General features: G+C 72.5%; 20 protein-coding genes. 9 read left to right on the top strand and 11 right to left on the bottom strand.

Annotated elements, in window-relative coordinates:
• Positions 1-140: 140 nt before the first annotated feature.
• Positions 141-2,714, top strand: coding sequence for a hypothetical protein (locus O0S08_RS14140; RefSeq protein WP_269039647.1), 2,574 nt, complete (start codon positions 141-143; stop codon positions 2,712-2,714).
• A 56-nt stretch (positions 2,715-2,770) separates the two neighbouring features.
• On the opposite strand, the gene O0S08_RS14135 is transcribed toward O0S08_RS14140, so the two are convergent.
• Together O0S08_RS14135 and O0S08_RS14130 are read right to left on the bottom strand one after the other, a co-directional pair.
• Positions 2,771-3,280: a hypothetical protein gene (locus O0S08_RS14135; RefSeq protein ID WP_269039646.1), complete on the bottom strand. Its 510-nt coding sequence runs from the start codon at positions 3,278-3,280 to the stop codon at positions 2,771-2,773.
• On the bottom strand, positions 3,280-4,494 hold the full coding sequence (locus O0S08_RS14130) for a zinc-dependent alcohol dehydrogenase (protein ID WP_269039645.1): 1,215 nt from the start codon (positions 4,492-4,494) through the stop codon (positions 3,280-3,282). The genes O0S08_RS14135 and O0S08_RS14130 overlap by 1 nt, the downstream gene beginning before the upstream one ends.
• Before the next feature lie 176 nt (positions 4,495-4,670).
• Here O0S08_RS14130 and O0S08_RS14125 point away from each other — a divergent pair, with 176 nt between their 5' ends.
• Positions 4,671-5,714 (top strand): glycosyltransferase family 4 protein, encoded by a 1,044-nt coding sequence (locus tag O0S08_RS14125; protein WP_269039644.1) that lies wholly within the window; start codon positions 4,671-4,673, stop codon positions 5,712-5,714.
• Positions 5,715-5,717: 3 nt separating this feature from the next.
• Positions 5,718-7,892 carry an amylo-alpha-1,6-glucosidase gene (locus O0S08_RS14120; RefSeq protein WP_269039643.1) on the top strand — a complete coding sequence of 725 codons (2,175 nt, stop codon included), beginning with the start codon at positions 5,718-5,720 and terminating at the stop codon, positions 7,890-7,892.
• Positions 7,893-8,044: 152 nt separating this feature from the next.
• On the opposite strand, the gene O0S08_RS14115 is transcribed toward O0S08_RS14120, so the two are convergent.
• The 3 genes from O0S08_RS14115 to O0S08_RS14105 form a co-directional block, all read right to left on the bottom strand.
• Positions 8,045-8,218, bottom strand: coding sequence for a hypothetical protein (locus O0S08_RS14115; RefSeq protein ID WP_269039642.1), 174 nt, complete (start codon positions 8,216-8,218; stop codon positions 8,045-8,047).
• Positions 8,219-8,871: 653 nt separating this feature from the next.
• Complete coding sequence (locus O0S08_RS14110; RefSeq protein WP_269039641.1) at positions 8,872-9,300, bottom strand: OsmC family peroxiredoxin; 429 nt, start codon at positions 9,298-9,300, stop codon at positions 8,872-8,874.
• 430 nt (positions 9,301-9,730) lie between these two features.
• Positions 9,731-10,957, bottom strand: a complete 1,227-nt coding sequence (locus O0S08_RS14105; protein WP_269039640.1) for a hypothetical protein — start codon at positions 10,955-10,957, stop codon at positions 9,731-9,733.
• A 58-nt stretch (positions 10,958-11,015) separates the two neighbouring features.
• On the opposite strand from O0S08_RS14105, the gene O0S08_RS14100 reads away from it, so the two are divergent.
• Positions 11,016-12,317: an MFS transporter gene (locus tag O0S08_RS14100; RefSeq protein WP_269039639.1), complete on the top strand. Its 1,302-nt coding sequence runs from the start codon at positions 11,016-11,018 to the stop codon at positions 12,315-12,317.
• Positions 12,318-12,381: 64 nt separating this feature from the next.
• On the opposite strand, the gene O0S08_RS14095 is transcribed toward O0S08_RS14100, so the two are convergent.
• Complete coding sequence (locus O0S08_RS14095) at positions 12,382-13,449, bottom strand: STAS domain-containing protein (RefSeq protein WP_269039638.1); 1,068 nt, start codon at positions 13,447-13,449, stop codon at positions 12,382-12,384.
• Between the two features lie 345 nt (positions 13,450-13,794).
• Here O0S08_RS14095 and O0S08_RS14090 point away from each other — a divergent pair, with 345 nt between their 5' ends.
• Entirely contained in the window at positions 13,795-14,805 is a 1,011-nt protein-coding gene (locus tag O0S08_RS14090; RefSeq protein ID WP_269039637.1) for a hypothetical protein, read from the top strand.
• A gap of 168 nt (positions 14,806-14,973) precedes the next feature.
• Here O0S08_RS14090 and O0S08_RS14085 read toward each other — a convergent pair whose 3' ends face one another.
• Positions 14,974-15,474, bottom strand: coding sequence for an HIT family protein (locus tag O0S08_RS14085; RefSeq protein ID WP_269039636.1), 501 nt, complete (start codon positions 15,472-15,474; stop codon positions 14,974-14,976).
• 134 nt (positions 15,475-15,608) lie between these two features.
• Between O0S08_RS14085 and O0S08_RS14080 the strand changes: the two genes are divergently transcribed.
• Together O0S08_RS14080 and O0S08_RS14075 are read left to right on the top strand one after the other, a co-directional pair.
• Entirely contained in the window at positions 15,609-17,723 is a 2,115-nt protein-coding gene (locus O0S08_RS14080) for an SUMF1/EgtB/PvdO family nonheme iron enzyme (RefSeq protein ID WP_269039635.1), read from the top strand.
• A gap of 72 nt (positions 17,724-17,795) precedes the next feature.
• Positions 17,796-18,848: a GAF domain-containing protein gene (locus O0S08_RS14075; RefSeq protein WP_269039634.1), complete on the top strand. Its 1,053-nt coding sequence runs from the start codon at positions 17,796-17,798 to the stop codon at positions 18,846-18,848.
• Positions 18,849-18,966: 118 nt separating this feature from the next.
• On the opposite strand, the gene O0S08_RS14070 is transcribed toward O0S08_RS14075, so the two are convergent.
• On the bottom strand, positions 18,967-19,473 hold the full coding sequence (locus O0S08_RS14070) for a hypothetical protein (RefSeq protein WP_269039633.1): 507 nt from the start codon (positions 19,471-19,473) through the stop codon (positions 18,967-18,969).
• Between the two features lie 218 nt (positions 19,474-19,691).
• Here O0S08_RS14070 and O0S08_RS14065 point away from each other — a divergent pair, with 218 nt between their 5' ends.
• Complete coding sequence (locus O0S08_RS14065) at positions 19,692-20,039, top strand: hypothetical protein (RefSeq protein ID WP_269039632.1); 348 nt, start codon at positions 19,692-19,694, stop codon at positions 20,037-20,039.
• A gap of 223 nt (positions 20,040-20,262) precedes the next feature.
• The gene (locus O0S08_RS14060) at positions 20,263-21,252 is read left to right on the top strand and encodes a hypothetical protein (RefSeq protein WP_269039631.1); all 990 of its coding nucleotides are present in this window, start codon (positions 20,263-20,265) and stop codon (positions 21,250-21,252) included.
• Here the strand turns inward: O0S08_RS14060 and O0S08_RS14055 are convergent.
• From O0S08_RS14055 to O0S08_RS14045, 3 genes are all read right to left on the bottom strand, one after another.
• Positions 21,230-23,137 carry a hypothetical protein gene (locus tag O0S08_RS14055; RefSeq protein WP_269039630.1) on the bottom strand — a complete coding sequence of 636 codons (1,908 nt, stop codon included), beginning with the start codon at positions 23,135-23,137 and terminating at the stop codon, positions 21,230-21,232. The two genes, O0S08_RS14060 and O0S08_RS14055, sit on opposite strands and share 23 nt — an antisense overlap.
• 88 nt (positions 23,138-23,225) lie before the next feature.
• On the bottom strand, positions 23,226-24,077 hold the full coding sequence (locus tag O0S08_RS14050; protein ID WP_269039629.1) for a leucine-rich repeat domain-containing protein: 852 nt from the start codon (positions 24,075-24,077) through the stop codon (positions 23,226-23,228).
• A gap of 103 nt (positions 24,078-24,180) precedes the next feature.
• Complete coding sequence (locus tag O0S08_RS14045) at positions 24,181-24,906, bottom strand: hypothetical protein (RefSeq protein WP_269039628.1); 726 nt, start codon at positions 24,904-24,906, stop codon at positions 24,181-24,183.
• Between the last annotated feature and the right edge of the window lie 12 nt (positions 24,907-24,918).

The raw sequence follows: 24,918 nt of genomic DNA, 5'->3' as shown, positions 1-24,918 counted from the left end.
CGCTCCCAGGCCGAGCTGCGGCGCGCCGGCGTGGTCGGGGCGTGGGGCTGACAAGTCACGGGCTCGGGGCACGCCGCAGGGAGTGTTCGCGTAAATCACCGGGCTGCGCGCGGGCGGGCGTTTTGGTATCGCTACGCGCGATGAAACGCTCCCCCCCCAAGCCGACCATCCCCCCCTACAAAGAGCTGACCGAGAAGAAGCTGAAGTCGCTCGGCGCCAAGCTCGAAAAGGTCCGCGATCCCCAGGGCTACAAGCACCACAAGTTGATCGAGTACGACAGCGGTCTGTTGTGGCACCTGTTCCGTCACGGGCTGGTGCTGCAGGAGGTCCGCTCGGCGGGCATGCTGCGGATCCTGTCGGAGAACACCCGCGGCATCCCGGCGGCCGACATCCTGGCGGTGATCCGGCGCCTGCCGCCGACCACCGATGCGCTCGACAAGGGCGAGGTGGCCGGCTGGGCCTCGCTGACGCCGCACGCAGCGACCTTCGTCGACGACCTGTTGACGGCGGCGTACGTCGACGATCCGGCGGCGGTGCGGGCGATCCGCGAGGAGCTGTCGCCGACGTATCAATTGGCGATCGACTTCGTCCGTCGGCGCGGCGGTGAGGCGATCGATCCGGCGTCGAGCGCGGCGCTGCTGCGCCACCTGGTCGATCAGCATGCCGGTCACGGGCTCGACGGCAACTGGGACGTGCCGCGGATCGTCGACGGCAAGCGGGTCGAGTCGCGGCTGATGTCGACCGAGGACGTGCAGCGGTTGGCGGAGCTGTTCGGCTCGCCGTCGGCGTGGGCCGAGGAGGCGCTCGCGTGGATGCGCGCGCGGATCGAGAAGTTCCGCGGGAGCGCCAGCTCGATCGGTCGCAAGGCGCTCGCGGGCCTGCGCCTCGCGTCGCTGGCGGAGGTCATCTACCTGTACGGCAACGGTTGGTGGGACCCGGGCCCGCTGCTCGAGGTGCTCGACGCGCGCGCCGACTCGCCAGACGCGCTGTTCGCCGCGGCGCAGCAGCTCGCGGCCGAGGGCCTGGCGCCGTTCAAGATCACGGCCGAGCAGTTCAAGGAGGAAGAGGCGCCCAGGCCCGCGAGCGACGACGAGGACAGTGACGACGACGACGACGACGACGACGGCGACGGCGACGACGACTACGACGAGTACGGCGGCTACGAGCGCGACGACGAGGACGAAGACAGCGACGAGGAGCCGGTGGAGCAGCCGGAGCCGGGCGGCGACGACGAGCGCCTGCGCCTGTTGGCGCTGGTGTTGACGATCGTCGGTATCGAGCGGGCGCAGGCGATCCCGCCGGAGCTCGACGCGCGCTTCGACCTCGACCGGGTGTTCGAGAGCGATCCGCAGATGGTGACGCGGCTACGCGGGGCGGTCGCGCGGCTCGGGCCGGCGCGAGCGCACGCGATCGTCCGCAACACGCTCGCTAAGGAGTTCTACTACGGCAAGGCGGCCGCGCTCCTCGACATCCACTTCGACCCCGCGCTGGTGTCCGAGGCGTTCGCGCGCTTCAACGCCGGCGAGTACCACGTCGACCCGGGGCTGCTCGGGTTCTGCGCGCCGGTTCTCGTGCCGCAGATCGCCGAGGCGCAGGCCAAGGCGGACAAGCCGGACCGGGTCGAAGGGTGGGGCGAGGCGATCCTGTACATCCTCGGCCGCGCGTCGGCGGCCGGGCAAGACTGGGACCCGGCCCACGACAAGCACGTGCAGCTCGACTTCATCCGCTTCAACTACGGCGGCTCGAAGGTCGATCCGGTGCTGGCGATGCTCGACAAGCTGCCGCTCGCGCGCTGGACCGCGATCGTGACGGCCAACCTGACGCGCTGCGCGGCCGAGCCGTGGCGGCTGGCGCGGGTGCTGCGGGCGGACGTGCCGCCTGCTCTTTTGGACAGGGTGCTCGCGGCGACGATGGCGAAACGCGAGACGATCATCAACGGCGCGCTCGGCGAGCGCCTGCAGAAGTTCGGGCCGGAGATCGTCGGGCCGCTGCTGCGGGCGATCGGCGACGCACCGGCGGAGAACAGCTTCGTCAAGGAGCTCGACCGGGCGCTCTCGGACGAGGTGTTCGCTCTGGTGAAGGCGGGGCTCGGCAAGGCGATCGAGACGCCGGAGCAGGAGCTGCGGCGCCTGGCGGCCAGCGTCGAGGGCGAGAAGGTGGCGATCTACCGCCTGCGCCGCGGCGAGGACGAACCGGACGGCGAGGCGGTGGCGCGGATCGGCGGGACGCCGCGGGGGGTGATCGAGGTGCCGGAGTACAGGGGCGAGCCGATGGAGCACGTCCTCACGCTCGACCTCGCGCAGATGCCGGCGCTGGCAAAGGCGCACCCGGAGTTCCGCAGCGTGTCGCTCTACTTGCCCGATCCGGACAACGCCGACGACCACAGCTGCGGGCAGTTGGTGTGGACGCGCGAAGAGGAGCTGTCCCGCGCGCCGGGTTCGACCGAGAACGCGGTGCAGCTCGAGGTCGAGGCCTTCGAGGTGCCCACGTCGATCTTCGACGACAGGCCACCCGACGGCGCGGCCGGGCGGGTGCGAGGGATCGTCTACACCCTGGCGGGCTACGCCGGCGGCTACCCGCTGTGGGTCCAGGAGTCGGAAGACCTGGGGATCGACTTCCTGTTCCAGTTCGACGAGTCGCTCTGCCACATCAACCTCGGCGACATGGGGGTGATGTACGTGTTTGAGGACAGCATCGACTGGCAGTGCCACTGAGCGCCCGCGCGTCGCAGGGTCGGCGAGCCGGGCGAATCACCACGCTTGCGAATCGCTCAGAATCGCAGCAGCAGCCCGCCCGGTCCCAGGCCCAGCTGCGGCGCGCGGGCGGGGATCCGCTGATACAGCAGCCGGTCGGTGTAGATCACCGCCGGCACCAATCCTGCCAGCGCCACGGCGGCGAAGATCGGCGCAGCGATCTGCGCGCCGCGGCGCTCGGGGCACCACCGGACGTAGCTGCCCTTCTGTTCGTCGCCGCAGGTGCCGAGGATGACGAGCGGCACCGCCATGCCGACCAGCCCGATCAGCGCCACGGTCCACGACGCTGCGGCCTGGATCTTCACCTTGCGCCGCTCCGCCCGCCACTTCTGCTCCGGGATGACCGGCGGCAGCAGGTCGGGCGGGGTCACTGCCACCATCGGCGTCGGCACCACGCGGCGCGGCTCGCCCTCGCGGTCGGGCCGCACCATCTCCCGCTCCTCCGGCGGAGTCGTCCGCGCCGCCGCCCCGTCCGGCAGCATTGCACAGACCACGGCGGCCGCCAGGGCCCGCGCGCCCGCCCGCATCACGACTCCGGCCGCAGCTCGACCTTGAGCCAGCCGGGCCGGCGCAGGTCGAACGCCTTGTAAGCGGCGATGACGTCGGTGAGCGGCTCGACGCGGGTGATGAATTGCAGCGGGTCGACGGTGCCGCTCTTCACCAGGTCGAGCAATTTGGGGATGTACTTGCGGTGATGGCAATTGCCCATCTTCACCGTCAGGTTCTTGTTCATCGCCAGGCCGATCGGGAAGAACCGGGCGGCCTGCGGGTACACGCCGACGATCGACAGCGTGCCGGCCTTGGCCAGCGCCTCGACCGCCCACTCGAGCGCCTGCGACGGCGCGTCACCCGGGTGCCAGTGTTCGCCGTCGGGGTTCGAGCGCGGCGCCACCTCCTCGAGCTCGCGGGCGTGCTGGTCGTACTTGCGCTCGGCCTCGGCGCGGGCGGCTCCGCGGTGGGCGTGGCAGGCGTCGACGCCGACGGCATCGATCGCGCGGTCGGGCCCGATCCCGCCGGTCAACGCGCGCAGCGTCTGGACCGGGTGGTCGACGTCGAAGTTGATGATCTCCGCGCCCTGCGACTGGGCGATGGCCAGGCGCGACGGCTCGTTGTCGACGGCGAAGATCCGGCCGGCGCCCATCAGCTTGGCGCTGAGGATCGCGAACTGACCGACCGGGCCGCAGCCGAACACCACCACCGTATCGCCGTCCTTGATCTCGGCGTATTCGGCGCCCATGTAGCCGGTCGGGAAGATGTCCGACAGCAGCAGCGCCTGGTCGTCGCTGACCTCGTCGGGCACCTTGACCAGGTTGACCGCCGCGAACGGGATCCGCGCCTTCTCGGCCTGCAGCCCCTGGAACGGCCCCGATTCGGCCGGCCCGCCGTAGAACGCGGTGCCCGCCTGCGGCCCCTTGGGGTTGACGCGGTCGCACTGGGCGAAGTAGCCGGCGCGGCAGTACGAGCAATAGCCGCAGGCGATCGTCGACGGGATCACCACGCGGTCGCCGACGCGGAAGTTGCGGACCTCCTTGCCGAGCGCCTCGATCACGCCGACGCCCTCGTGGCCGAGGATCGTGCCCGCCTGCATGCCTGGCACGCTGCCGCGGATCATGTGCAGGTCGGTGCCGCAGATCGCGCTCGCCGTCAGGCGGACGATCGCGTCGGTGGGTTCACGCAGCTTCGGTTCGGCGACATCCTCGAGGCGGATGTCTCCCACATCACGAAAGACGACGGCTCGCATGGCGCGCTTATGCGACGTTTCGCGCGCGCGGCAACCCGTCCCTCGCCGCGTCCCGCTCGCCTCGCCGGCGGGTCGCTCAGCCCGCTGCGGCCGCGTTCGGGCGCCGTCCGCAGCCGCTTGCCGCACCTGCGAATCGCGCTACGTTCCGGCCGCCCCGGCGGGGCCTGGAGGAGGGCATGCGCATCGCGCAAGTGGCACCGCTCTACGAGAGCGTGCCGCCGCACAAGTACGGCGGCACCGAGCGGGTCGTCTCGTATCTGACCGAGGAGCTGGTGCGCGCCGGCGCCGACGTCACGCTGTTCGCCTCCGGCGACTCGTGCACGCGCGCCGAGCTCGACCCGATCTGCGCCCGCGCCCTGCGCCTCGATCCTGAATGTCGTGACCCCATGGCGCCGACCATGCGGCTGATCGAGCGCGTCGCGCGGCGCGCCCGCGAGTTCGACGTCGTCCACTTCCACATCGACTACTTGCATTTCCCGCTCAGCCGGCGGCTCGGTCTGCGGCAGCTGACCACCCTGCACGGCCGGCTCGACCTCCACGAATTGCAGGCCCTCTACGACGAGTTCCCCGACATGCCGGTGGTCTCGATCTCGCTGGCCCAGCGCCGCCCGCTCGCCCAGGCTCGGTTCGTCGGCAACGTCTATCACGGCCTCCCGCTCGACCTCTACCGCTTCGAGCCGGAGCCGGACGACTATCTGGCGTTCATCGGCCGGGTCTCGCCGGAGAAGCGGGTCGACCGGGCGGTGGCGATCGCCCGCCGGCTCGGCATGCGCCTGCGGGTCGCCGCCAAGATCGACCGCGTCGACCGCGAATACTACGAGCGCGAGATCGCAGGGCTCTTCGCCGATCCGCGGGTCGAGTACGTCGGCGAGATCGGCGAGGCCGACAAGGGCGCCTTCCTCGGCAAGGCCCGCTGCCTGCTGTTCCCCATCGATTGGCCCGAACCATTCGGCCTGGCGATGATCGAGGCGATGGCGTGCGGCACGCCGGTGGTCGCGTTCCGCTGCGGCTCGATCCCCGAGATCCTCGACGAGGGAGTGACCGGCTATTGCGTCGACTCGCTCGACGCGGCCGTGGCGGCGACGGCGCGGGCGATGACCCTCGATCGTCGACGCTGCCGCGAGCGCTTCGAACGGCGCTTCAGCGCCGAGCGCATGGCCCGCGAGTACATGCGCCTCTATGGTGGGCTCGCGGAGGACCGCGGCGGAGTGGCCGCGTGAGCCATGACCAAGCACGCGGAAGACGAAGAGGATCGGTTCCAGATCCTCGCCACCGCCTCGCTCACCCTGAGCGGCGCGCGCGTGCTCAAGCAGGGCGACACCTTCGCCGTGTTCGACCGCTTCGGGGACATCCGCCCGTGGGGCGTCCTCGGCGCCCAGGGCCTCTATCACGACGGCGCCCGCTTCCTCTCGAGCCTGCGCCTGCGCCTCGACGGCCAGCCCTTGCCGCTGCTGAGCTCGACCATCGGCGACGACAACATGATGTTCGTCGTCGACATGATGAACCCCGACCTGCCGCCCGGCGGCGAGCTCGTGGTCCACCACGGCACCCTTCACGTCTCGCGTGAGAAGTTCCTGTGGCAGGCCGCCTGCCACGAGCGGCTCCAGATCACCAACTACGGCCCTCACGCCGTCGACGTCGACCTCGAGGTCGCCTTCGCCGCCGACTTCGCCGACGTGTTCGAGGTCCGCGGCACCCGCCGGGACCGCCGCGGCGCCATGCATTTACCTGAACTTTCGGACAGCTCCGTCGTGCTCGCCTACACCGGCCTCGACGGGCTCGTGCGGCGCACCCGGCTGTGCTTCGACCCGGCCCCGGAGGTCCGCGCCCCCGACCGCGTGCTGTTCCGCCTTCACCTCGCCACCAAGATGACCCGCGAGATCCGGGTCGCGGTCGCCTGCGAGGTCGGCGACGACGAGCCGTCCGAGTGCCCGAGCTTCGACCTCGCCCTCACCCAGGCCGCCGAGGTCCTGCGCGAGTTCTCCTGCCACGATTGCACGATCGACAGCTCGAGCGAGCAGTTCGACGACTGGATCCGCCGCTCGCTCGCCGACCTGCGCATGATGATCACGCGCACCCCCTCGGGCCTGTACCCGTACGCCGGCGTGCCGTGGTTCTCGACCCCGTTCGGGCGCGACGCGATCATCACCGCCCTCGCCGCCATGTGGGTCAGCCCCGACCTCGCGCGCGGCGTCCTGCGCTTCCTCGCCGCCAGCCAGGCCGACCGCATGGACCCGGCCGCCGACGCCGAGCCCGGCAAGATCGTCCACGAGATCCGCAGCGGCGAGATGGCCGCGCTCGGCGAGATCCCGTTCCGCCGCTATTACGGCAGCGTCGACGCCACCCCGCTGTTCGTCGTCCTCGCCGCCGCCTACCACGAGCACACCGGCGACGGCGCCACGATCGCCGAGCTGTGGCCGCAGATCGAACGGGCGCTGATGTGGATCGAGCGCTACGGCGACCTCGACGGCGACGGCTTCGTCGAGTACGGCCGGCGCTCCGAGCACGGCCTGGTCCACCAGGGCTGGAAGGACTCGCACGACGCGGTGTTCCACGCCGACGGCAGCCCGGCCGACGGCCCGATCGCCCTGTGCGAGGTGCAGGGCTACGTCTACGCCGCTTGCGAGGGCGGCGCCCGCCTGGCCGAGCTGCTCGGCGACGAGGGCCGCGCGCGGATCTTGCGAGCCCGCGCCGAGCGCCTGCGGGCCCGCTTCGACGAGGCGTTCTGGTGCGAGGAGCTCGAGGGCTACGCGCTCGCGCTCGACGGCGCCAAGCGGCCGTGTCGCGTGCGCACCTCGAACGCCGGCCAGTGTCTGTTCAGCGGCATCGTCCTGCCCGAGCGCGCCCGTCGCCTCGCCGACCGCCTGCTCGACGACGACATGTTCTCCGGCTGGGGCATCCGCACCGTCAGCACGCGCGAGCGGCGGTACAACCCGATGTCGTACCACAACGGCTCGATCTGGCCCCACGACAACGCGCTTATCGCCCTCGGTCTGTCGCGCTACAACCTCAAGGACCACGTCCTCCGCGTCATGCAGGCCATGTTCGAGGCGACCCAGTTCGCCGAGCTCAGCCGCCTCCCCGAGCTGTTCTGCGGCTTCCCCCGCCGCCACGGCGCCGGCCCCACCATGTACCCCGTCGCCTGCTCCCCGCAGGCCTGGGCCGCCACCACCCCGCTGCTCCTCCTGCAAGCCGCGCTCGGCATGAGCGTCGAGGGCACCGAGGGCCGCGTCCGCTTCCTCCGCTCCGCCCTGCCGCCTTCCCTCGAAAAAATCTCGATCCGCAACCTCCGCGTCGGCGCCGGCAACATCGACCTCGCCCTCCACCGCCACCCCGAAGACGTCGGCATCCACATCCTCGGCCGCCGCGGCCCGGTCGAGATCGTCTCGGTCAAGTGAGCGGTCGACGAGCCCGTAGCGGCCGCTGCCCGCCGAGCTCGACGCTCGCGCCGTCACTCACGGCAATTGCCGGGAGCTCGCGGTCCGGGCACGTCTCAGGACGAATGGCGCGACCACGGGGCCGCGACGGTCGGCGTCGAACTCGACGCGGCTCACCCCGCCTGGGCCGAGGTGCTCGATTCTTTGAGCAGGACGTCCCTGCGCGCGAGGTGGTCGAGGATCGCCTGGACCACCTTGCGGGCGGTGTCCTCCTCGACCCCCGCGCTGATGGTGGCCTGGACGAGTTCGTTGGTGATCGCATCGTTGACTGCCGTCGGGAATGCCATTACTTCGTCTCCTCTCTCTACTCGTGGTTCGCTACGCCCGCACCATAATCCGTCTACCACGCGATCACCAGCACAATCCGCGGCTCGAACCAAGATACTTCAGAGGGCGCGTGCGACGGCGCCCGTCGTCGACGCAGAGCGAAATGATGGGCGGGCGCCCACGGGCGCACGGTGGGCGCCCACGCGGTCCACAGCCCCGACTCACCCGCTGCCGGCTCCTCGGCTCGACATTGCGACTGCTCCCACGCCGCTCGTAAATCCTACGAGACGGAGAATCGCCGGGGCCGGTCTGCTCCCACCTCATTCCCGGTGCGCCGCCGAATCGCATGCCGCTCCCGAGCGGAGTCGTCATTGAACCTTCGGTCGCTCGTCGTCCTTCCGATCTTCGCGCTCGGCGACGTCACCGATTGTGCGACGAACAGACGCTCGAGGACCTGCGGCGCCCTCCCAGGCTCTGGCACCAGCCACGGAGACGCCAGATCCGGACCGCCCAGTTCAAAGGACTGGGCCGCTCCACTCGAGCGGCACCGAGCAGAGCACGGCAGGACGTGGTCTCACTGCGACCGCCCCCGGGCGAACCGGCGACGACGCCTCACGGGCGCGCCAGAGCGAGAGACCTGACCGAAAGGCCAGCTCTCTCGCCTCCCTGCTGCTTACGCGCGCAGCGACGCCTTCAGCGAGATCGTGCGGACCCCCGCCAGCGCCTTCGACACCGGGCACGCCTTCTTGGTCGCCTCGGCGATCTCCGCGAACTTGTCGGCGTCGAGCCCCGGCACGTCGGCCTCGGTGGTCAGCTCGATGGTGGTGATCGAAAAGCCCTCGCCGTCCTTCTCGAGCTTGACGGCCGCGGACGTGTGGATCGACCGCGGCGGCGTCCCGGCCTTCTCGAGGCCGAGCGACAGGGCCATCGAGAAGCAGCCCGACAAGGCCGCGCCGATCACCTCTTCGGGGTTGCTGGCCGGCTGCCCCTCGAACCGCGAGGCGAACGAGAACGGGATCTCGGGCGCGTGATCGGGCTTCATCGAGCCCTTGCCGGTCTTGATCGAACCTTCCCAAGTTGCGCTGGCTTTGCTGATTCCCATCGTGATGCTCCGGGCGCGGAAAATAGCACGGTCCCGCCGCCCGAGAGCCGTCCGCCCGGCCTCGACCGCGGGCCCTCGCGCCGCCCACCGGCCCCGACCGCACGCAGGCCGACCGCGGGTCACCGTTCGTCCGGACCTCGTGAGCCCCACGAGCGCGCCGCCTCGGCCTCGCGCGCAGGAAGCGTGCTCGACCGCGACGCGAACGCCCGGCCGGCACCCGGCGAACTCTCCCCTGACGCGACGCGCCGCGGCGATCTCCGCGAGGACCCCGCCACCCCTCGCCCGCTCCGCGCCCCGTGCAACCCCGCACCTCGCGCCGCGAGGCCTGCGCCCGGAGCCCGCCCCTGACGCGTCGAGACATGCCCCTCAAGACATGCCCATCCATTCATGTCCATCAAGACATGCTCCATGGAGCATGTCCCGAAGGACCTCAGCGCTCGGCCCCCGCCCGCAGCCGGAGCGCCTCGGCGGCCGCCAGCCGCTGCTCCGCGCGGTCGATGTCCCCCGCGACCGTCCCGCCGCAGCCGGGACACCTCTCCGCCGCGCGGGTCAGCAGCGCCTGGCACTCGGGCTCCGAGCAGCGCGGCCGGCGGCGGCGCCCGAGCCCGCGAATCACGACCCCCGTCAGCGCGATCACCACGAGGATCCACGCGTCGTGGATCATCGCCGCGCCCGCGCACGCCAGCAGCCCGAGGATCCCCACCGGGAGCGCCAGCATCGCCTGATCGGCCCGGCTGCGCCGCCACACCCGGAACACCGGGCGACCCACGTTCTCCGCCTTCACGGCCGTCGCCGGCGCGCCTGCTTCGTCGCCCTCGAGCTCGTCGTGCGTGTCGTCGAGCGCGCGGGTCAGCGTCGCCACGCTGTCGGGCGGCGGCCAGCTCGCGCGCGGCGGCAGGCCGAGCTCGCTCGCCAGCTCCGGCCGCTCGCGCTCCAGCCAGCGCAGCGCCGCGCGGAAGTAGCTGGCCTGATTGGTCTCGAGGCAGGCCTGCGCCGCCTCGCGGCCGGCCCCGCGCGCGTGGATCTGCGCCGCCAGGGCGAAGCACAGCTCCTGCGGCGACAGGTACCCGAGCCGCTGCACCGACCAGCGCGAGCGGAACGTCCCGTCGTGGACCTGCTCCGACCTGTGACGCAGCGCCGCGTTGGCGCTCAGCACCCCGAAGCCGAGGTACACGGTCGTCAGATCGGTCAGCTCCTCCTCGAGATCGTGATCGTCGACCCACAGCGCGTGATGCGAGCGGAACGCGTGCGCGACCTCGTGCGCCAGAGTCGCAGTGATCCCGCCCGGGTCGTCGAGCAGCGCGAGGTCGGCCCCGAAGCGGGCCACCCCCGCCTCGATGCCGAGGAACAGCCCCGCCGCGCCCTCGTGGTGATGCGCCGCGCCGAGCGCGACCGGCCCCTCGGGCGTCGGCGGCCTGCCCTCGTACAGCTCGACCTCCGCCCCCAGCTCGAGGTCGGCGTAGCGAAACAGCCGCCGCACCAGCCGCAACACCCCGGTCGCGCTGCGCGTGAAGCGGTCGGGGAAGAACTCCGGCCGCGGCAGCACGATCGGCGTGCACACGAAGTGCTGCCAGTCAGCCTGGCGCAGCAGCTCGGCCAGGTGCGCCAACAGCCACGCCCGGCGCTCCTCCGCCGGCAGGGCCTCGAACTCGGACACCCCGCGAATGTAGCGAGCGCCCGCGCCCCCTGTCCATCGCGCCGGGTTTCACGCGCCGATGCGCCCCAGCGCACGCCCCGTGCTGCCCGCGCCGCGCCCGGACGGCGGCGGCCTCGCCTATCATCGCCGCGTGTCCGCGCCGGGCCTGCTCGCCAACCGGGACTTCCGGCGACTGTGGATCGCCCAGGCGATCTCCTTGTTCGGCGACTGGTTCACCTACGTCGCCGTCGGCACCCTCGCCCTGTCCGAAAGTACAGGTCTCTACGGCGTCGCCGCCGTGCTGGTCGCCCACACCTTGCCGCGGGCCGTGCTCGCGCCGTTCGCCGGCCGCCTCGCCGACCGCCGCGATCGCGGCGCGATCCTGGTCGTCGGCAGCCTCCTGCGGGCGCTCGTCGTCCTCGTCATGATCGCCCTCGTCGGCGACGCCGGCAGCGGCACCGCCGTCCTCGCCGGCCTCGTGTTCCTGCGCATGGCGCTGTCGGCCTTCACCGATCCGGCCGCCAGCGCCGCGCTCCCGCAGCTCGTCCCGACGCACCAGCTCGGCTCGGCCAACGCCCTCCTCGGCGCCACCTGGAGCACCATCTTCGCCCTCGGCGTCGCCGCCGGCGGCTTCGTCACCGCCTTCGTCGGCCCGCGCGGCGCCCTGGCGATCGACGCCGCCACCTTCGTCCTCGCGGCCGCGCTGTTCGCCACCTTGCCGCGCCTGCGCCCCGGCGAGCGCAGCGACGCCTCCGCCTCGGCCTCCATGGTCGTCACGCCCGACTTCCTCGCCGCCTGGCGCCGCACCTGGCGCGACCCGGCCCTCCTGCACGTCGCCCTCGCCAAGATCCCCGTCGCCCTCGCCAACGGCGGCGGGTGGGTCCTCCTGCACGCGGTCGCCGGTCAGCAGTCGGCCGTCGCGGTCACTCTCGGCGTCATGCACGGCGTCCGCGGCATCGGCACCGGCGTCGGCCCGCTGCTGTGGGCCCGCGTCGGGCGCCTGCGCGGCACCATCTCCGGCATTCACCTCGGCACCGCGGTCACCCTCGCCGGCGTCGCCCTCTTCAGCGCCTTCGACCTCCCCGCGCTCCTCGTCGTCGCCTCCGTGCTGTGGGGCCTCGGCATGGGCGCCACCTGGGTCACCTCCACCACCCGGCTGCAGCTGCTCACGCCCAACGCCCTGCTCGGCCGCCTCGCCGCCATCGACCTCATGGCCCACACCTGCGCCCAGTGCCTCGGCGGCCTGCTCGGGGCCGTCGTCGCCGACGCCCTGCTCGCCCCCGCCGGCGCCGGCTGGTTCGGCGCCGCCGGCGGCCTGCTCGCCTGGGGCCTGCTCGTCCTCCTCGTCCGCGCCCGCGCCCGCCGATCATCGCAGCCGTGACGCGAGGATCTCCCGCTCACGACAATGCCTCCCTCCATTCACGGGACGCCTTCGCCCCGCCCCGCTATATCGATAGCTGGCGCCCCGAATCGCCGCCGAGGCACGCCCGCAGCCCCTCCTCCATGTTGCGCTGCGTCATGATCCGGCCCAGATCGACCCCGAGCGACACCAGCGTCTGCGACACCGCCGGCCGGATCCCCGTGACGATCACGCGCGCCCCGAGCAGGCCGACCGCGCGGACGATCCTCAGCAGGTGATCGGCCGTCTTCGTATCGACCATCTCGACCGCGGTCAGGTCGAGGATCACGTGCTGCGTGCCCGAGCCCTCGATCGCGTGGAGCAGCCGCTCCATCAGCGCCGCCGCCGACTCCTCGTCGAGCCCGCCCATCACCGGCACCGCCAGGATCCCGCTCCAGACCTGCAGGATCGGCGCCGACAGCGTGCGCAGCGCTCGCTCCTGCTGCTGGATCAGCAGCAGCTTCTCGCGCAGCTGCTGCTCCGAGCGGGCCCGCTCCTCGATCTCCGTCTTCAGCTGCTGCAGCGCCACCGCCAGGTCGGCGTTGGTCGCCTGACCGGCGTCGAGCAGCTGCTGCATCCGCTCCTCGAGCGTCACCGGCGTCGGCCGCACCACGAACTCGTCGTAGTCCGCGTCGCCGGCGGCGAAGCTGGTCTGCTCGGCCCAGCACTGCGTGCCGAACAGCTTCGCGGTCAGGCCGGCGAACTTGCCGGCCATCATCGCGCTGCCCCACTGCACCCCGAGCGCCCGCTGGTACAGCGCCTCCCAGCCGTTGACCACGCGGTAGCGGGCCTCTCGGCCGACGCGGTCGAGCGCCAGCAATTCCCAGCGACCCCAGCCGGCCGGCCAGGCGATGCCCTGCAGCACCCGCAGCCCCTCCTCGAAGGTCGGCGCGCTGGCGATCACGTCCCAGTCGCCCTCGACGCTCTGCTGGCCGCCGACCTGCATGCACAGGTTGAACCGCTCGACCCCGACCATCGCGCACAGGCCCGACATCAGGCCCGCCACCGACGTCGGCACCCACATGCTCAGGGTCGGCACCCCGGCCCACAGATTCAGCCCGCGCTCGAGGTCCCATTCGATGTCGAAGCCGATGTTGATCTTCGCGTCGTTCATCCGGGGCCTATGTTTATACCGCCGAGGCCGCCCGCCCGGTCAACCATTCGCGCCGGCGCCGCGCCCGCCGACTGTCGGCACTCTCGGGCGTCCGCGATGGTCGACGCTGAAACACGTATCATCCGCCTCACCGCGACGAATCGAGCGCGGGCGCGCTCCTCGATCGCAACCACCGACATTTCGCCCGCCACCAATCATCGGACTGCGGCGATCGGCGAATCGGGCTTCACTCGCCGTTCAACAGGGTTCAATCACCCGCGGTGGCGTCCCCGACTCGCCCGGCCGGACCGAGCCGCCCGAAGGGCCCGGTGTTCGCGACCCGCTCGACCCGGCTATCCTCTCCGCGTGCGCCGACCCCCTCGCCGCTCGCCGACCCACGCCGCAGCGTGCCTCGTGGTGCTCGCGTGCGGCCCGCCGCGCGACCTCCCGCCGGAGCCGCACGTCGACGCCCCGTCCGCGCCGCCTCCCGCCGAGCCCTCCGCAGTCGCCCCCGAGCCACCACCGCCGCCCGCGGCCCGCGACGACGGCGCCGTCCACCACGACGACTTCGCGCGCCGCGTGCTCTACACCTGGACCACCCCGGCGCAGATCGACGCCCTCCGCCGCTCCCGGCGCCTGCTCGTCGCCGACAGCGACGTCGGCGAGCGCTCGCCATACCTGCGCGCCCTCGATCGCCTCGTCGACGACCACCCGCTCGCGGCGGTCCTCCGCGACCACCCCGGCCATCGCCGCCGCCGCTACGCCTGGACCAGCCCGCTGGCCACCGCCCTCGGCCTCGGCGAGCGCCGCTACGGCGACGCCCTCGTCCGCATCGACCTCGCCGAGGACGCCCTGGTGGTCCGCTTCCGCCCGCACGACCCCGAACCGTTCGTCCTCGAGGACATGTCCGGAAGGCCAGTCGACCTCGCCGTCGCCCTCGCCGAACCCGGGCGGATCGGCGCCGTCTACCACGTCCGCGACGGCCCCGACGATCGGATCGCCTTCCGCGAGTACGTCGTCGGCAACGAGTCGCAGATCGCCGGGTGGTCGGTCGCCACCCCCGAGATCCGCGCCCGCGTCGACGCCGAGATCGACCTGCTCGAGTCGCTGCGCCGCGGCGACCTCGCCCACCTGCCCGCCGCCGCCCTGCGGGCCCCCGCGAGCGCCGCCTGGGCCACCGCCGCCGGCGACCCGACCCCGCTCGACCGCTGGCACGCCCGGCTCGCCTTCGACAACGAGCGCTACAGGCCGACCGCGACCAACCTCGCCGCCATCCTCGCCGCCCTGCGCGGCTACGATCCCGCCGGCGAGCCGCTGACCCACCGGCCCGAAGCGACCTTCCCCGAAGGACAGGTCCCTCCCCAGCCCTCGCGGTGACCGGCCTCGCGCCGCCTAGCGATCGACAGCCGCCGATCCACGGGCCGACTCAACCTTCCCCGAAGGACAGGTCGCCCCGGACCTCGCCGGGACGGCCGCCGACGCCACATGTCCTCAAAGACATGTCGAATCCCGGCCACCGGCCCGACGCGACCTTCGCCGGAGGGCTCAGCTCGCCTCCCACGCCTCGCGGTAGCGGGCCTGCAGCTCGGCCCACTCCGCCGGCGCGCCGACGTAGATCCCTTCGCTCCACGAGAACACGTCGCTGGGGCGGTCGTCGGCCTCGTACAGCGGGATCACGTGCACGTGCAAGTGGCGGGAGGTCTGCGTCATCTCGCCGGCGCTGCTGCCCGTCGACGCCACGTAGCAGCGACGCGGCCGCATCACCCGCTCGACCATCCGCGCCGCCTGGTGGGCCAGCGCGTTGGCGCGGGCCCACAGCGCAGGGTCGACCTCCGCGAACGACGTCACGTGCGGCTTCGGGACCACCATCACGTGGCCCCAGCGGCGGACGTAGCGGGGCAGCATCACCAGCATCGACGCGTCCTCGGCGATCGCGTGGACCGCCCCGACCTCGCGGCGGACGATCGCGCACATCAGGCACTCGGGCTGGCCCCCCTCGGCCTCGATGCGCCGCAGCGCCTCGTCGCGTGAGATCAGCGTCGGCATGACCGGTTGCTCCGCGAGTATCCCACAGCTGCCGGCCGCAACGCATCGACGGCCCCGCGCATTCCCGGCCGCCGCGTGACCTTCGGGCCGACCCGCCGCGCGCGCCCGCCCGGGGCCCGTGTTAGCGTCCTCGCATGACCCGTCGCTGGCTCGGCCTGGTCGCGCTCCTCGCCTGCGCTCCGCACGAGCACCCACGCGAGCCGCAGCCCGAGTGCCCCGCGGGCATGGTCGCGGTCGACGCCAACCTCGCAGTCCTGCCCAAGGTCGATCGCTTCTGCATCGACGTCACCGAGGTCACCACCGCCGCCTACGGCGCCTGCGTGCACGCCGGCGCCTGCACGCCCACCGTCGTCGGCGACGTCGCCGAGTGCAACCTGACCCGCGCCGACCGCGGCGACCACCCGATCAATTGCGTCGAGTTCGAGCAGGCCAGCGCCTACTGCAGCTGGCTCGGCAAGCGCCTGCCCACCAACGACGAGTGGATGCTCGCCGCGCGCTCGCGGCTCGCCAACCCCTGGCCGTGGGGCGCCGCCCCGCTCGATCCGTCGCGGGTCTGCGTCCAGGCCGACGGCACCTGTCCCGCAGGACAGCACCCTGCCGGCGCCAGCGCCGAGGGCGTGCAGGACCTCGCGGGCAACGTCGCCGAGTGGGTCGCCCACGGCGAACGCCAGCGGCTGCGCGGCGGCAGCTGGCGCGACCCTCCCCTGCCCGACCTCGCCAACGAGGCCAATTACTACATGGCCGCCGCCGACAGCGGCCTGCGCTGCGTCGTCGCCCCGTTCGCCACCGTCGACGCGGTCGACCTCGACGTCTGGACCCCGTTCGTCCCCGGCAAGGCCGAGCTGCCGGTGCTGGCCGCTCCGGCCCCGCGTCACGCCCCCACGCGGCCGCTGGCCAACCTCGCGCTCGTGCAGCGCATCGGGGGGTACGGCGACGCCGAGCGCTGGTGGCCGATCGGCGACGACTGGCTCGACGGTCGCGACGTCCAGGCCGACGTCCTGCAGCTGCCCGACGCGCTCGAGACCGCCGGCCTGCCCGAGGGTCTGCGCGACTTCATCCCGATCCGTCGACTCGGCGACGACCTCCTGCTCATGCGCGGCGGCTGGGGCAGCAGCCTGCGCTTTGTCGCCGTCGAGCGGGCCGGCTACAAGATCCGCTGGCAGATCGCGTTCGCCAACTACGGCTCGACCTACGAGCAGTTCGTCGCCCCGCGCACCTTCGTCGCCGAGATCTACGGCCAGCAGGCCGACGCGATCATCGGCTTCGGCCTGGCCGACGGCCGCGAGCTGTGGCGAATCGCCGGCGGCGAGCAATTCAAGTTCACCCGCGCCAGTCGCCTGTGGACCGACGGCGAGCGCGGCTACGTCCGCGGCGACCGCGGCCTCCTCGCCTTCGATCCGACCACCGGCGCGATCCTCTGGTCCGACGTCGCCGTCGGCGAGGGCTGCGGCGTCGTCGCCCGCGACGGCGCCCTCGTCATCGAGGAGCCCGGGCCGCAGGGCCACCGTCGCCTCGATCCCGCCACCGGCGCCGAGCTCGGGCGGATCGGCGGCGGCGGCGAGCGCTGCGTGTGGGACGCCGATCCGATCGACGGCGGCGTCGCCTCGGCTGTCCTCGAGGACAGCCGCCTGTTCGCCTTCGACGTCCCCGCCAAGCGCCACCAGCACAAGGCCGCTCTGCGGGCGTACGACCTGGCCAGCGGTCGCGAGCTGTGGCGGCGCGAAGGCCTCGGCACCGATGTCCTGCTCGCCGATCATGACGCTGTCTACGTCAGTCGCGTCGCTGGCGTCCTGGTCGGCCTGGAGCCGGCCACGGGCGCGCCGCAGGTCGAGATCTCGCTCGCGGGCGGGTTCGATCTCAGCCTGCTCGCCGGTGGAGGTCCGCGCGGACCGCTGCTGCTCGCCCACGGCAGCGGCGGGAACGACTGGCTGCTCGGCCGCGGCGAACAACCGTCCGCTCCCGAGGCGTACACCGTCCGCGGTCGGCTCGTCCCCGACGGCCTGTCCCGAAGGCAAGTCCGGGGCGTGCCCGTATGGGTCGGCGAGAAGCTGGTGCGCAGCGACGCCGCCGGCCGCTTCAGCGCCAGGGGGCTCGCGTCCGGCGCCATCGCCGTCGGGGTCGACGAGAACCATGGCCCCGGCGTACCGGGTGGGTCGACTGTCCGCTTCGACGCGGTCACCGTCGTCCTCGACGGACACGGCACCTACGACCTCGGCGACGTCACCCTGTACCCCTGGTACACTGAATGAGCGCGTTCGCTCATGTCGCCGGAGCGCCGGCAGATTCGCCGATAGGCCCCGGTGTGATAGAGGGAAGTGGCGATGGTGGATGAGCCACGACACGACCTCGCGTCCGATCGGGAGGCCCTGCTGGAGCTTCACGACCAGCTGTTGCTGCGCGTCGCCCGGAGCGAGTCGATCGACGCCGGCGACCTCGACCGCGCCCTGGCCATCGTGACCGAGGCCGCCGGCGAGGGTCTACGGACCGAGCGCGCCTCGGTCTGGATCTACACCGCCGACCAGGCCGCCATCGAATGTTCCGACCTCTACCTCCGCAGCAGCGATGAGCACCGCGCCGACGCCCTGCGGCTCAAGGCCGCCGACTTTCCGGCCTACTTCCGCGCCCTCGGCGAGTCGCGCACGCTCGTCGCCCCCGACGCCCACACCCACCCGGACACCCGCGAGCTGTCGCGCGTCTACCTCGGCCCGCTCGGCATCGGCGCCATGCTCGAGGCCCCGATCCGCCGCCGCGGCCGGCTGGTCGGCGTCCTCTGCAACGAGCACGTCGGCGGCGCCCGCCAGTTCACGCGCGACGAGCAGATGTTCGCCGCCTCGCTCGCCAACACCGTCGCCCGCGCCCTCGACGCCGCCGACCGCCGCCGCGTCGAGGACGGCCTGGCCCACGCCAAGGCCGCGCTCGAGCAGCTCGACCGCGAGAACCGGGCCCTCATCACCCGCCTGCGCCGCAGCGTCGAGCGATTGTCCACACCTGTCCTCGAGGTCTGGAGCGACGTCCTCGCCCTGCCGATCATCGGCATCCTCGGCGAGGAGCGCAGCGCCCAGATGACCGAGCGCCTGCTCGGCGAGCTCGCGCGCACGCGGGCCCGCCACGTCATCCTCGACCTCACCGGCCTCGACGACTGCGACGACCAGACCGCCGCCGCCATCGGCCTCATGGCCCGGGCCGTGCGCCTGCTCGGCGCCGAGTGCGTCCTCTGCGGCGTGCGCCCCGACCTCGCCCGCGCCTTCGTCGACCTCGACCTCGACCTCCGCGGCATGCGAATCCTCCGCGACATGCGCCACGCCCTGCAGGACGTCGTCGTCCGCCGGGCCGCCGCCCAGCCCCGCCAGTCACCTGGTTCTTCGGGCAGGTGAACTTTCTCCCGGGACATGTCCTCCGGGACATGTCGACCGCGACACCCGGAGGACGTGTAGACATGTCCTCGAGGACATGTCCATAGACACGGCTACATGTCCCTCAGGGCAGCCGAGCCTAATCCTCCCAGTAGCAATAGCCCGACTGGCACTTCATCCCGTCGGGGCAGATCTGGCCGCCGGCGCAGTACAGGGCGCAGCCGTTGGCGCCGCTGCCGAGGATGGCCGCGCACACCGGCACGGCCGTCCCGGTGGCGGGCGGGGCGAAGCAGTCGCACACGTCGATGCAGTTGCGGATCCCGCACACGCTGAGCCCGCCGCTGGTCGGGGCCAGGCACAGCAGCTCCCCGTTGGTGCCGCTCGCCTCCCACTCGCAGCCCGCCAGGTTGCCCGGCGCGCACCTGCCCCAGTCGCCGATCGCGTGCGCGGCACAGCCGTCGTCGACCGTCGTGTTCTGACCCGAAGTCGTCGTCGGCGTCGTCGAGCTCGAGCCCGAGCTCGACCCGCTCGAGGTCGACGACATCGAGGTCGCCCCGCTCGCCGTGTCCGTCGGCTCCCCGACCTGCCCCTGACAGGCGAACGACAGCGAGAGCAGGAACCAGGCGGCGCGACGCGAGACGAACATCGCCGCGATCCTACCTGGAGTCGCAGCCAGCGACGCGCGACCCGCCACGGACCTGGCGCCCGCCGGGCTCGCCCCGCGCCGGTCCCCTGTCGCCGCGATCACAGCCCCCGCGAACGGCAGTGCACGCCCGCAGGACCGCCCGCGTCGCGCGCGATCGCCCGCAGCCGCCGCCCGATCGCCGGTGGAGCCGCGCCGCCCCTCGCCCAGAAAACGCCCGCATGAATTACTTCGCCCGCGCCGCCCTCCTCGCCCTCGTCCTCGCCGCGCCCGGGCGCGCCCGCGCCGACGAGGACGACGAGTACCAGACCGGCAACAACCACGGCCGCATCGACCTGATCCACCTCGACAGCGCCGTCCAGGGCCGCGGCCCGTGCGTGCAGATGAAACCGTCGATCCCCGGCAAGTCGGCGTGGGCCTGCCTGTGGCGCAACAATCCCCTCTACCCCGAGCTCCTGGGGCTCCTCCAGAGCGCCTTCATCGCCGGCAAGCGCTGCATCGTCTACTGGAGCGCCGTCGACAATCGCAGCCACAAGACCATCGACCGCGTCGAGTGCTGGCGCACCTGAGCGCCGCTCCGCGGGCCGTACCCACGACGCCGCACATCCACGAAGTCGACTGCAGGGACGCCGATCGCAGACATCGACCCGCCCCCCTGGCTAGCGAGCGCCGCGCCCCGAGGACAATGTTCATTCGCACCTGTCCCTCGCGCCATGTCTGGAGCCACACCAATCGTGATCCAGCCGCGAGTCCCACCGCGAAACGCAGCGCCGACCTGATAGTCTGCGCGCCATGTTTTTCCGTCCCCTGGCGGCCGCCGTCGCGGTCAGCCTCGTCGTATTCGTCGTACCACCCGTTCACGCGGCGCCCGTCAACGACGCCGCCGATCCGTTCGCCGGCGAAGCGTCCACCTCACCGGACGCAGCTGCCCCGCCCGCGGCCGATCCGCCCACCCCGGCCGAGCCGCCCCCGCCGACCGAGACAGACTGGCCGGCCTACGTCGACCGACCCGTCATCCTCACCGTTCGCGGCCGCGAGATGCGTGGCCGGGTGCTCGGCCACGACGCCACCACAGTGGCGATCAAGGAGCCCAACGGCGCCGTCTCCGATCTCGCAAAGTCCGACATCTCCGCGGTGCGCCTCGACGTGGTCACCCGGCGCAGCGACCCCACGCTCGACGACGCTCCGTCACGGCGCTCGGAGACCGCCAGGGCCGCGCGCCGGGCCGAGCGCGTCGAGGACGACGCCGGCAGCTTCCACGACCGCGGCGCCTATCTGCTGGTCTCTCCGGGCCTCCTCGCAGTGCCGTTCCGCTCGCCGGGCGCGCTGTTCTACCGCTGGGGCGTCAGCATCGGCGGCATCATCCCCGCGCGGAACTCGAGCTTCATCGGCGCCTACGGCTTCACCTTCGAGCACTTCGTCAACCAACAGAAGGTCACCTCGTTCTATCCCGACGAGACCCTGACCCGGTACACGGAGAGGCTCCGCACCCACGTCGTCCGCGCGCTCGGCGAGGTCCGGCTCGGCAGCGGCAGCGACAAGCTGTTCGGCTACGTCCTCCTCGGCGCCGGGTTCGCGATCATCCGCGTGGCGAGCGACCGCTCGAGCAGCAGCCTCGACTCCACCGGAGCCGCCTTCGCGGTCCCGATCGGCGCCGGCCTCCAGGGCATGATCGGCGACCACTTCCTCCTCGGCTTCGAGCCGCGCGTGACCCTCGACATCGGCCGCGCCGGCGTCGCCGCCATGTTCGACGCCCGCCTCATCCTCGGCGCGAAGTTCTGATCCGCGGCGGCTCGTCGTCCGTCTCGGCGCGCAGCCGGTCGCGGTCGAGCCCGGCCGCGTCCAGCCACGGCGAGGCCTCGGGCTCGACGTCCTGACCGTCGAGCACCCGCGGCACCGGCACCGCCTCGCGCTGGTGGCTCACCAGCCACGAGTTGCGGAACAGATCGCAGCGCAGGTGCAGCAGCTCGCCCTCCTCGCGGAACTCGATCGGCGGCACCAGCGGCTGCAACGCGTCGACCGTGACCTCGACCCCGACGAAGTCTTCGGGCTGAAAGAACACCGCGCCGGCGAAGTGCACCGGCCCGAACCGCTCGCGCGAGAGCACGTGGATCCTGTCGCCGGCGACCACGAAGCGCGCGGGGTCGAGGAACAGCTCCTGCCCGAGCATCGTGATCGGCGCCGCGAAGATCCGCCGAAGCGCCCAGCGGCGGGCGCGGGCCAACACCGCGATCACGCGATCGCTCCGCGTCGCGTCCCAGTCGGCCGGGAACGCGTCCTGAAAGTCCGGCGAGCTCGGAAGCTCCATGGCACGCTCCGGCACCTCGGGCTCGGGGCACAGCGCCGCCTTGTTCAGCCGCGCGAACACCGGCTCGGGCGGCCGCTCCTGCGCACGCAAGAGCTCGCCGATCCACCCGCGCTCCTCCGCCGCGCGACCGCCGAGCACCTGCGACCGACACTGCCGACGAAACGGCGCCCCGCCGATGTGCGCGTTCAGCAGGTCGAGCAGCACCAGCGCGGCGCCCTCGACCGGCGAGAACGACTCGCGCAAGCACCAATAGTCGAACCCGTTGGTCACGAAGTGCGCCCCGCGGAATTGCTTGTGCAAGAATGGCTCGCCGGTGACCGCTCCCGGCGGCCCACGCCAGTGCGCAGTCGCGGCCCGCTCGTAGGCCTCGCGCGCCGACGCGGCGAGCTCCGGCGCGAACAGGCTCTCGCAGTCGAGGTAGCAGGCCCTGGCGAACACCTCGCCGATCGCGGGCGCGTCCTCGATCTCGCGCTCCTCGAACACCAGCTCGGTGCGCAGGAACACCTTGCGCCCCTCCGCATACGGCCGCCCCTCGTGCGCGAGCCCCTGCGCGAACACGAAGGCCGTCATCGCCTCGATCTCGCCGATCGACGGCCCGTCGACGAAGCGCAGCGGCGCCTCCCCGCGGCCCGGCGTGAGGTACAGGAGCAGCGTGTACTTCGACACCTGGCGGCGCGCGCGGTCGAAGTACGGCGAATCCACGTGCGCTGCGAACGGCGCGTCCCCGGGTTCGAAGCGGTTGCAGCGGAACACCGGATTGACGTGGACGAAGTGCTGCAAAAATTCCGCCGGTAACGCCTCGCGCAGCGCGGCCGTCAGCGCCGCCGCCAGCTCGGCGCTGTGGAAGATGAAGCGCAGGCCGCCGCGCGAGCGATCGAGCGGACGCGTGTACAGCCCGAGCCCGTCGAGCTCGGCCAGTCGAGCCTCCACCGCCGCCGACACGCGCGCACGCAGGCGCGTCACCCCGGCCCCGACTCGCTGCGCTGCGGTGAAACGGATCGCCCCCGCGTGCAGCCCGGCGAACAGGCGATCGAGGCCGACGATGTTCTCGAAGCAGTGGTAGCCGAACTCCTCGGGATCGACGAACGCCGCCGCCAGCTCCGGCAGCGCCGCGCACGGCCGGGCGAAGCGCGGGCGCACCGACGCGTCGAGCAGCTCCGCCGCGACGAAGCGCACCTGCCTGAACCGGACCGTCGGGAAGTGCGACAACGACAGCCCCCGGAGCCGCGCCGTCGGCTCCGCGTCGAGCCCGTCGATCTCGCCCAGCAGCTGCCGCCGCACCGACTCCCGCGCCGATTCCTCGAGCCCCTGCAGCGCGAAGAACCGGTCGCGCAGCGCGTCGCCGCGATCGCCCGTCATCGCCCCTCCCGGGCGCGCCAGAACCATCCTCGAGCGCCGGACAGCTTCGTCGACCCCGGCAAGCGCAGCGCGTCGCTTCGCTTCATCGTCATCGCCCCTCCCGGCCCCGCCAGTAGCGGACCAGATCGCGCGGCAGCGTCCTCGAAGATGCCAGCGCCCGCACCCCCTCCGGCTCGAGCTCCTCGGCGTGCACGTGCAGCGCCGTGAGCCCGCCGAGGTGCGGCGAATCGGCCAGCGCCGCCGCGCCCGCCGGCTCGATCGCGTTGTACCGCAGATCGAGGACCTCGAGCTGCGCCAGCGCGGGCGCCCGCGCCAGCGCCGACACACCGCGCGCGGTGAAGCGATTGCGCTGCAGGTACAGCGCCCGCAGCCCGCGGAGCCGCTCGCACCCGGCCAGCGCGACCAGCCCCTCGTCGGTCAGCCCCGAGTGGCGCAGGTCGAGGATCCGCAGGCTCAGCGCCGACTGCCCCGCCAGCGCCCGCGCGACCTGGTTGCCGCGCCCCTGATAGCGCGCTCGCAGCGAGCGCAGGCGGCCGAGCTCGACCTCCGCGAGCAGCGACAGCCCGCGCGCCGGCGCCTCCTCGGCGAACACCAGCTCGAGCCGGCTCACCAGCCCTGAGCGCGGGTCGGCCATCAGCTCGCGCAGCACCCGGGCGTCCCTGCGCCCGCCGACCTGAAACCTCACCCCGACCACGAAGCCGTGGCGCCACTCGCAGTCGCGTGTCATCGCCCCCACCGGCGTCCGGTGCACCTGCTCGCGCGCCAGCCAGCCCGGCACCAGGGCGCGCTCCTCCGCCGTCGCCGCCAGCGCCTCGAACCCGAACCAGTCGCCGCGCGGGTCGCCCTGCGCGCGCAACCACGCCGCGTACGCCCCCCACGCCCCCGCGTCGTCCGGGTCCTCGAGCAGGCGCTCCTCGAGCGCCGCGGCGGAGCCCGTCACGCCCGCGCCCCCGGCGATCGATCATCTGCCCGCAGAGACATGCCCGATCGAGCATGCCCCAAAAAACCTGTCCCTGACGACATGACCAAAGAGACCGCGGATCTCAGCAGCAGCACCCGCCGCCGCAGGTGATCGGCGTGCCGGGGGCCGGGATGTCGACCGGCGCCGAGCAGCCGTCGTCGTTGCAGGCCTCGACGCGGACGTACCCGACCGTGAACGCGCACATCCCGTTGCACATGTCGATGTCGTTGCACACGTCGGCGATCATCGTCACCGCGCCGACGTCGTGGACCTGCTCGGGGTTGATCGAGCACTTCCAGCGCACCTTGTAGTGCGTGGCGCCGGGCACCTCGTCCCACGAGATCCACCACGGATCGCAGCAGTCGCAGGTCTGACAGCCCGCCAGCATGTCGGGCGGCGGCGGCGGCTCGTCCGCCGCGCCGGTGGTGGTCGTCGTCGACGATCCGCCGGTCGTCGTCGACGTCCCGCCGGTCGTCTCGGGCTCGCTCGTCGACGTCGTCGACGTCGTCGTGTCCGGCCCGGTCGTCATCGTCGACGTCGCGCTGGTGCCGGTGACCGGCTCGCTCGTCCCCGTCACGGCCGTCGTCGCCTCGCTCGTCGACGTCGTCGGCGCCGCAGTCCCGCTCTCGGTCTCGGTCGCAGTCCCGCCGGTGGTCGGCGTCCCCGAGCTCGTCGTCGTCGGGTTCGTGGTCGTCGTCGCAGTCGTCCCGCTCGTGGTCGTCCCGACCGTCGCGGTCTCGCCGCCGGTCCCCGGATCGCCGCACGCGAAAGAGAAGAGGACGAACACGAACACACTGCGACGGGCCATCACCGATCGAGC

Source organism: Nannocystis punicea, from assembly GCF_026965555.1.
In the GTDB taxonomy this organism is placed as follows: Bacteria; Myxococcota_A; Polyangia; order Nannocystales; family Nannocystaceae; genus Nannocystis; species Nannocystis punicea.
This window is presented reverse-complemented; position numbering and strand designations above follow the sequence as displayed.

What these genes read in the sequence shown, in the direction of transcription:
- O0S08_RS14140 (WP_269039647.1), top strand. Translation starts at nt 141, where the DNA reads ATGAAACGCTCCCCCCCCAAGCCGACCATCCCCCCCTACAAAGAGCTG.
- O0S08_RS14135 (WP_269039646.1), bottom strand. Translation starts at nt 3,280, where the DNA reads ATGCGGGCGGGCGCGCGGGCCCTGGCGGCCGCCGTGGTCTGTGCAATG.
- O0S08_RS14130 (WP_269039645.1), bottom strand. Translation starts at nt 4,494, where the DNA reads ATGCGAGCCGTCGTCTTTCGTGATGTGGGAGACATCCGCCTCGAGGAT.
- O0S08_RS14125 (WP_269039644.1), top strand. Translation starts at nt 4,671, where the DNA reads ATGCGCATCGCGCAAGTGGCACCGCTCTACGAGAGCGTGCCGCCGCAC.
- O0S08_RS14120 (WP_269039643.1), top strand. Translation starts at nt 5,718, where the DNA reads ATGACCAAGCACGCGGAAGACGAAGAGGATCGGTTCCAGATCCTCGCC.
- O0S08_RS14115 (WP_269039642.1), bottom strand. Translation starts at nt 8,218, where the DNA reads ATGGCATTCCCGACGGCAGTCAACGATGCGATCACCAACGAACTCGTC.
- O0S08_RS14110 (WP_269039641.1), bottom strand. Translation starts at nt 9,300, where the DNA reads ATGGGAATCAGCAAAGCCAGCGCAACTTGGGAAGGTTCGATCAAGACC.
- O0S08_RS14100 (WP_269039639.1), top strand. Translation starts at nt 11,016, where the DNA reads ATGCGCCCCAGCGCACGCCCCGTGCTGCCCGCGCCGCGCCCGGACGGC.
- O0S08_RS14095 (WP_269039638.1), bottom strand. Translation starts at nt 13,449, where the DNA reads ATGAACGACGCGAAGATCAACATCGGCTTCGACATCGAATGGGACCTC.
- O0S08_RS14085 (WP_269039636.1), bottom strand. Translation starts at nt 15,474, where the DNA reads ATGCCGACGCTGATCTCACGCGACGAGGCGCTGCGGCGCATCGAGGCC.
- O0S08_RS14080 (WP_269039635.1), top strand. Translation starts at nt 15,609, where the DNA reads ATGACCCGTCGCTGGCTCGGCCTGGTCGCGCTCCTCGCCTGCGCTCCG.
- O0S08_RS14075 (WP_269039634.1), top strand. Translation starts at nt 17,796, where the DNA reads ATGGTGGATGAGCCACGACACGACCTCGCGTCCGATCGGGAGGCCCTG.
- O0S08_RS14070 (WP_269039633.1), bottom strand. Translation starts at nt 19,473, where the DNA reads ATGTTCGTCTCGCGTCGCGCCGCCTGGTTCCTGCTCTCGCTGTCGTTC.
- O0S08_RS14065 (WP_269039632.1), top strand. Translation starts at nt 19,692, where the DNA reads ATGAATTACTTCGCCCGCGCCGCCCTCCTCGCCCTCGTCCTCGCCGCG.
- O0S08_RS14060 (WP_269039631.1), top strand. Translation starts at nt 20,263, where the DNA reads ATGTTTTTCCGTCCCCTGGCGGCCGCCGTCGCGGTCAGCCTCGTCGTA.
- O0S08_RS14055 (WP_269039630.1), bottom strand. Translation starts at nt 23,137, where the DNA reads ATGACGGGCGATCGCGGCGACGCGCTGCGCGACCGGTTCTTCGCGCTG.
- O0S08_RS14045 (WP_269039628.1), bottom strand. Translation starts at nt 24,906, where the DNA reads ATGGCCCGTCGCAGTGTGTTCGTGTTCGTCCTCTTCTCTTTCGCGTGC.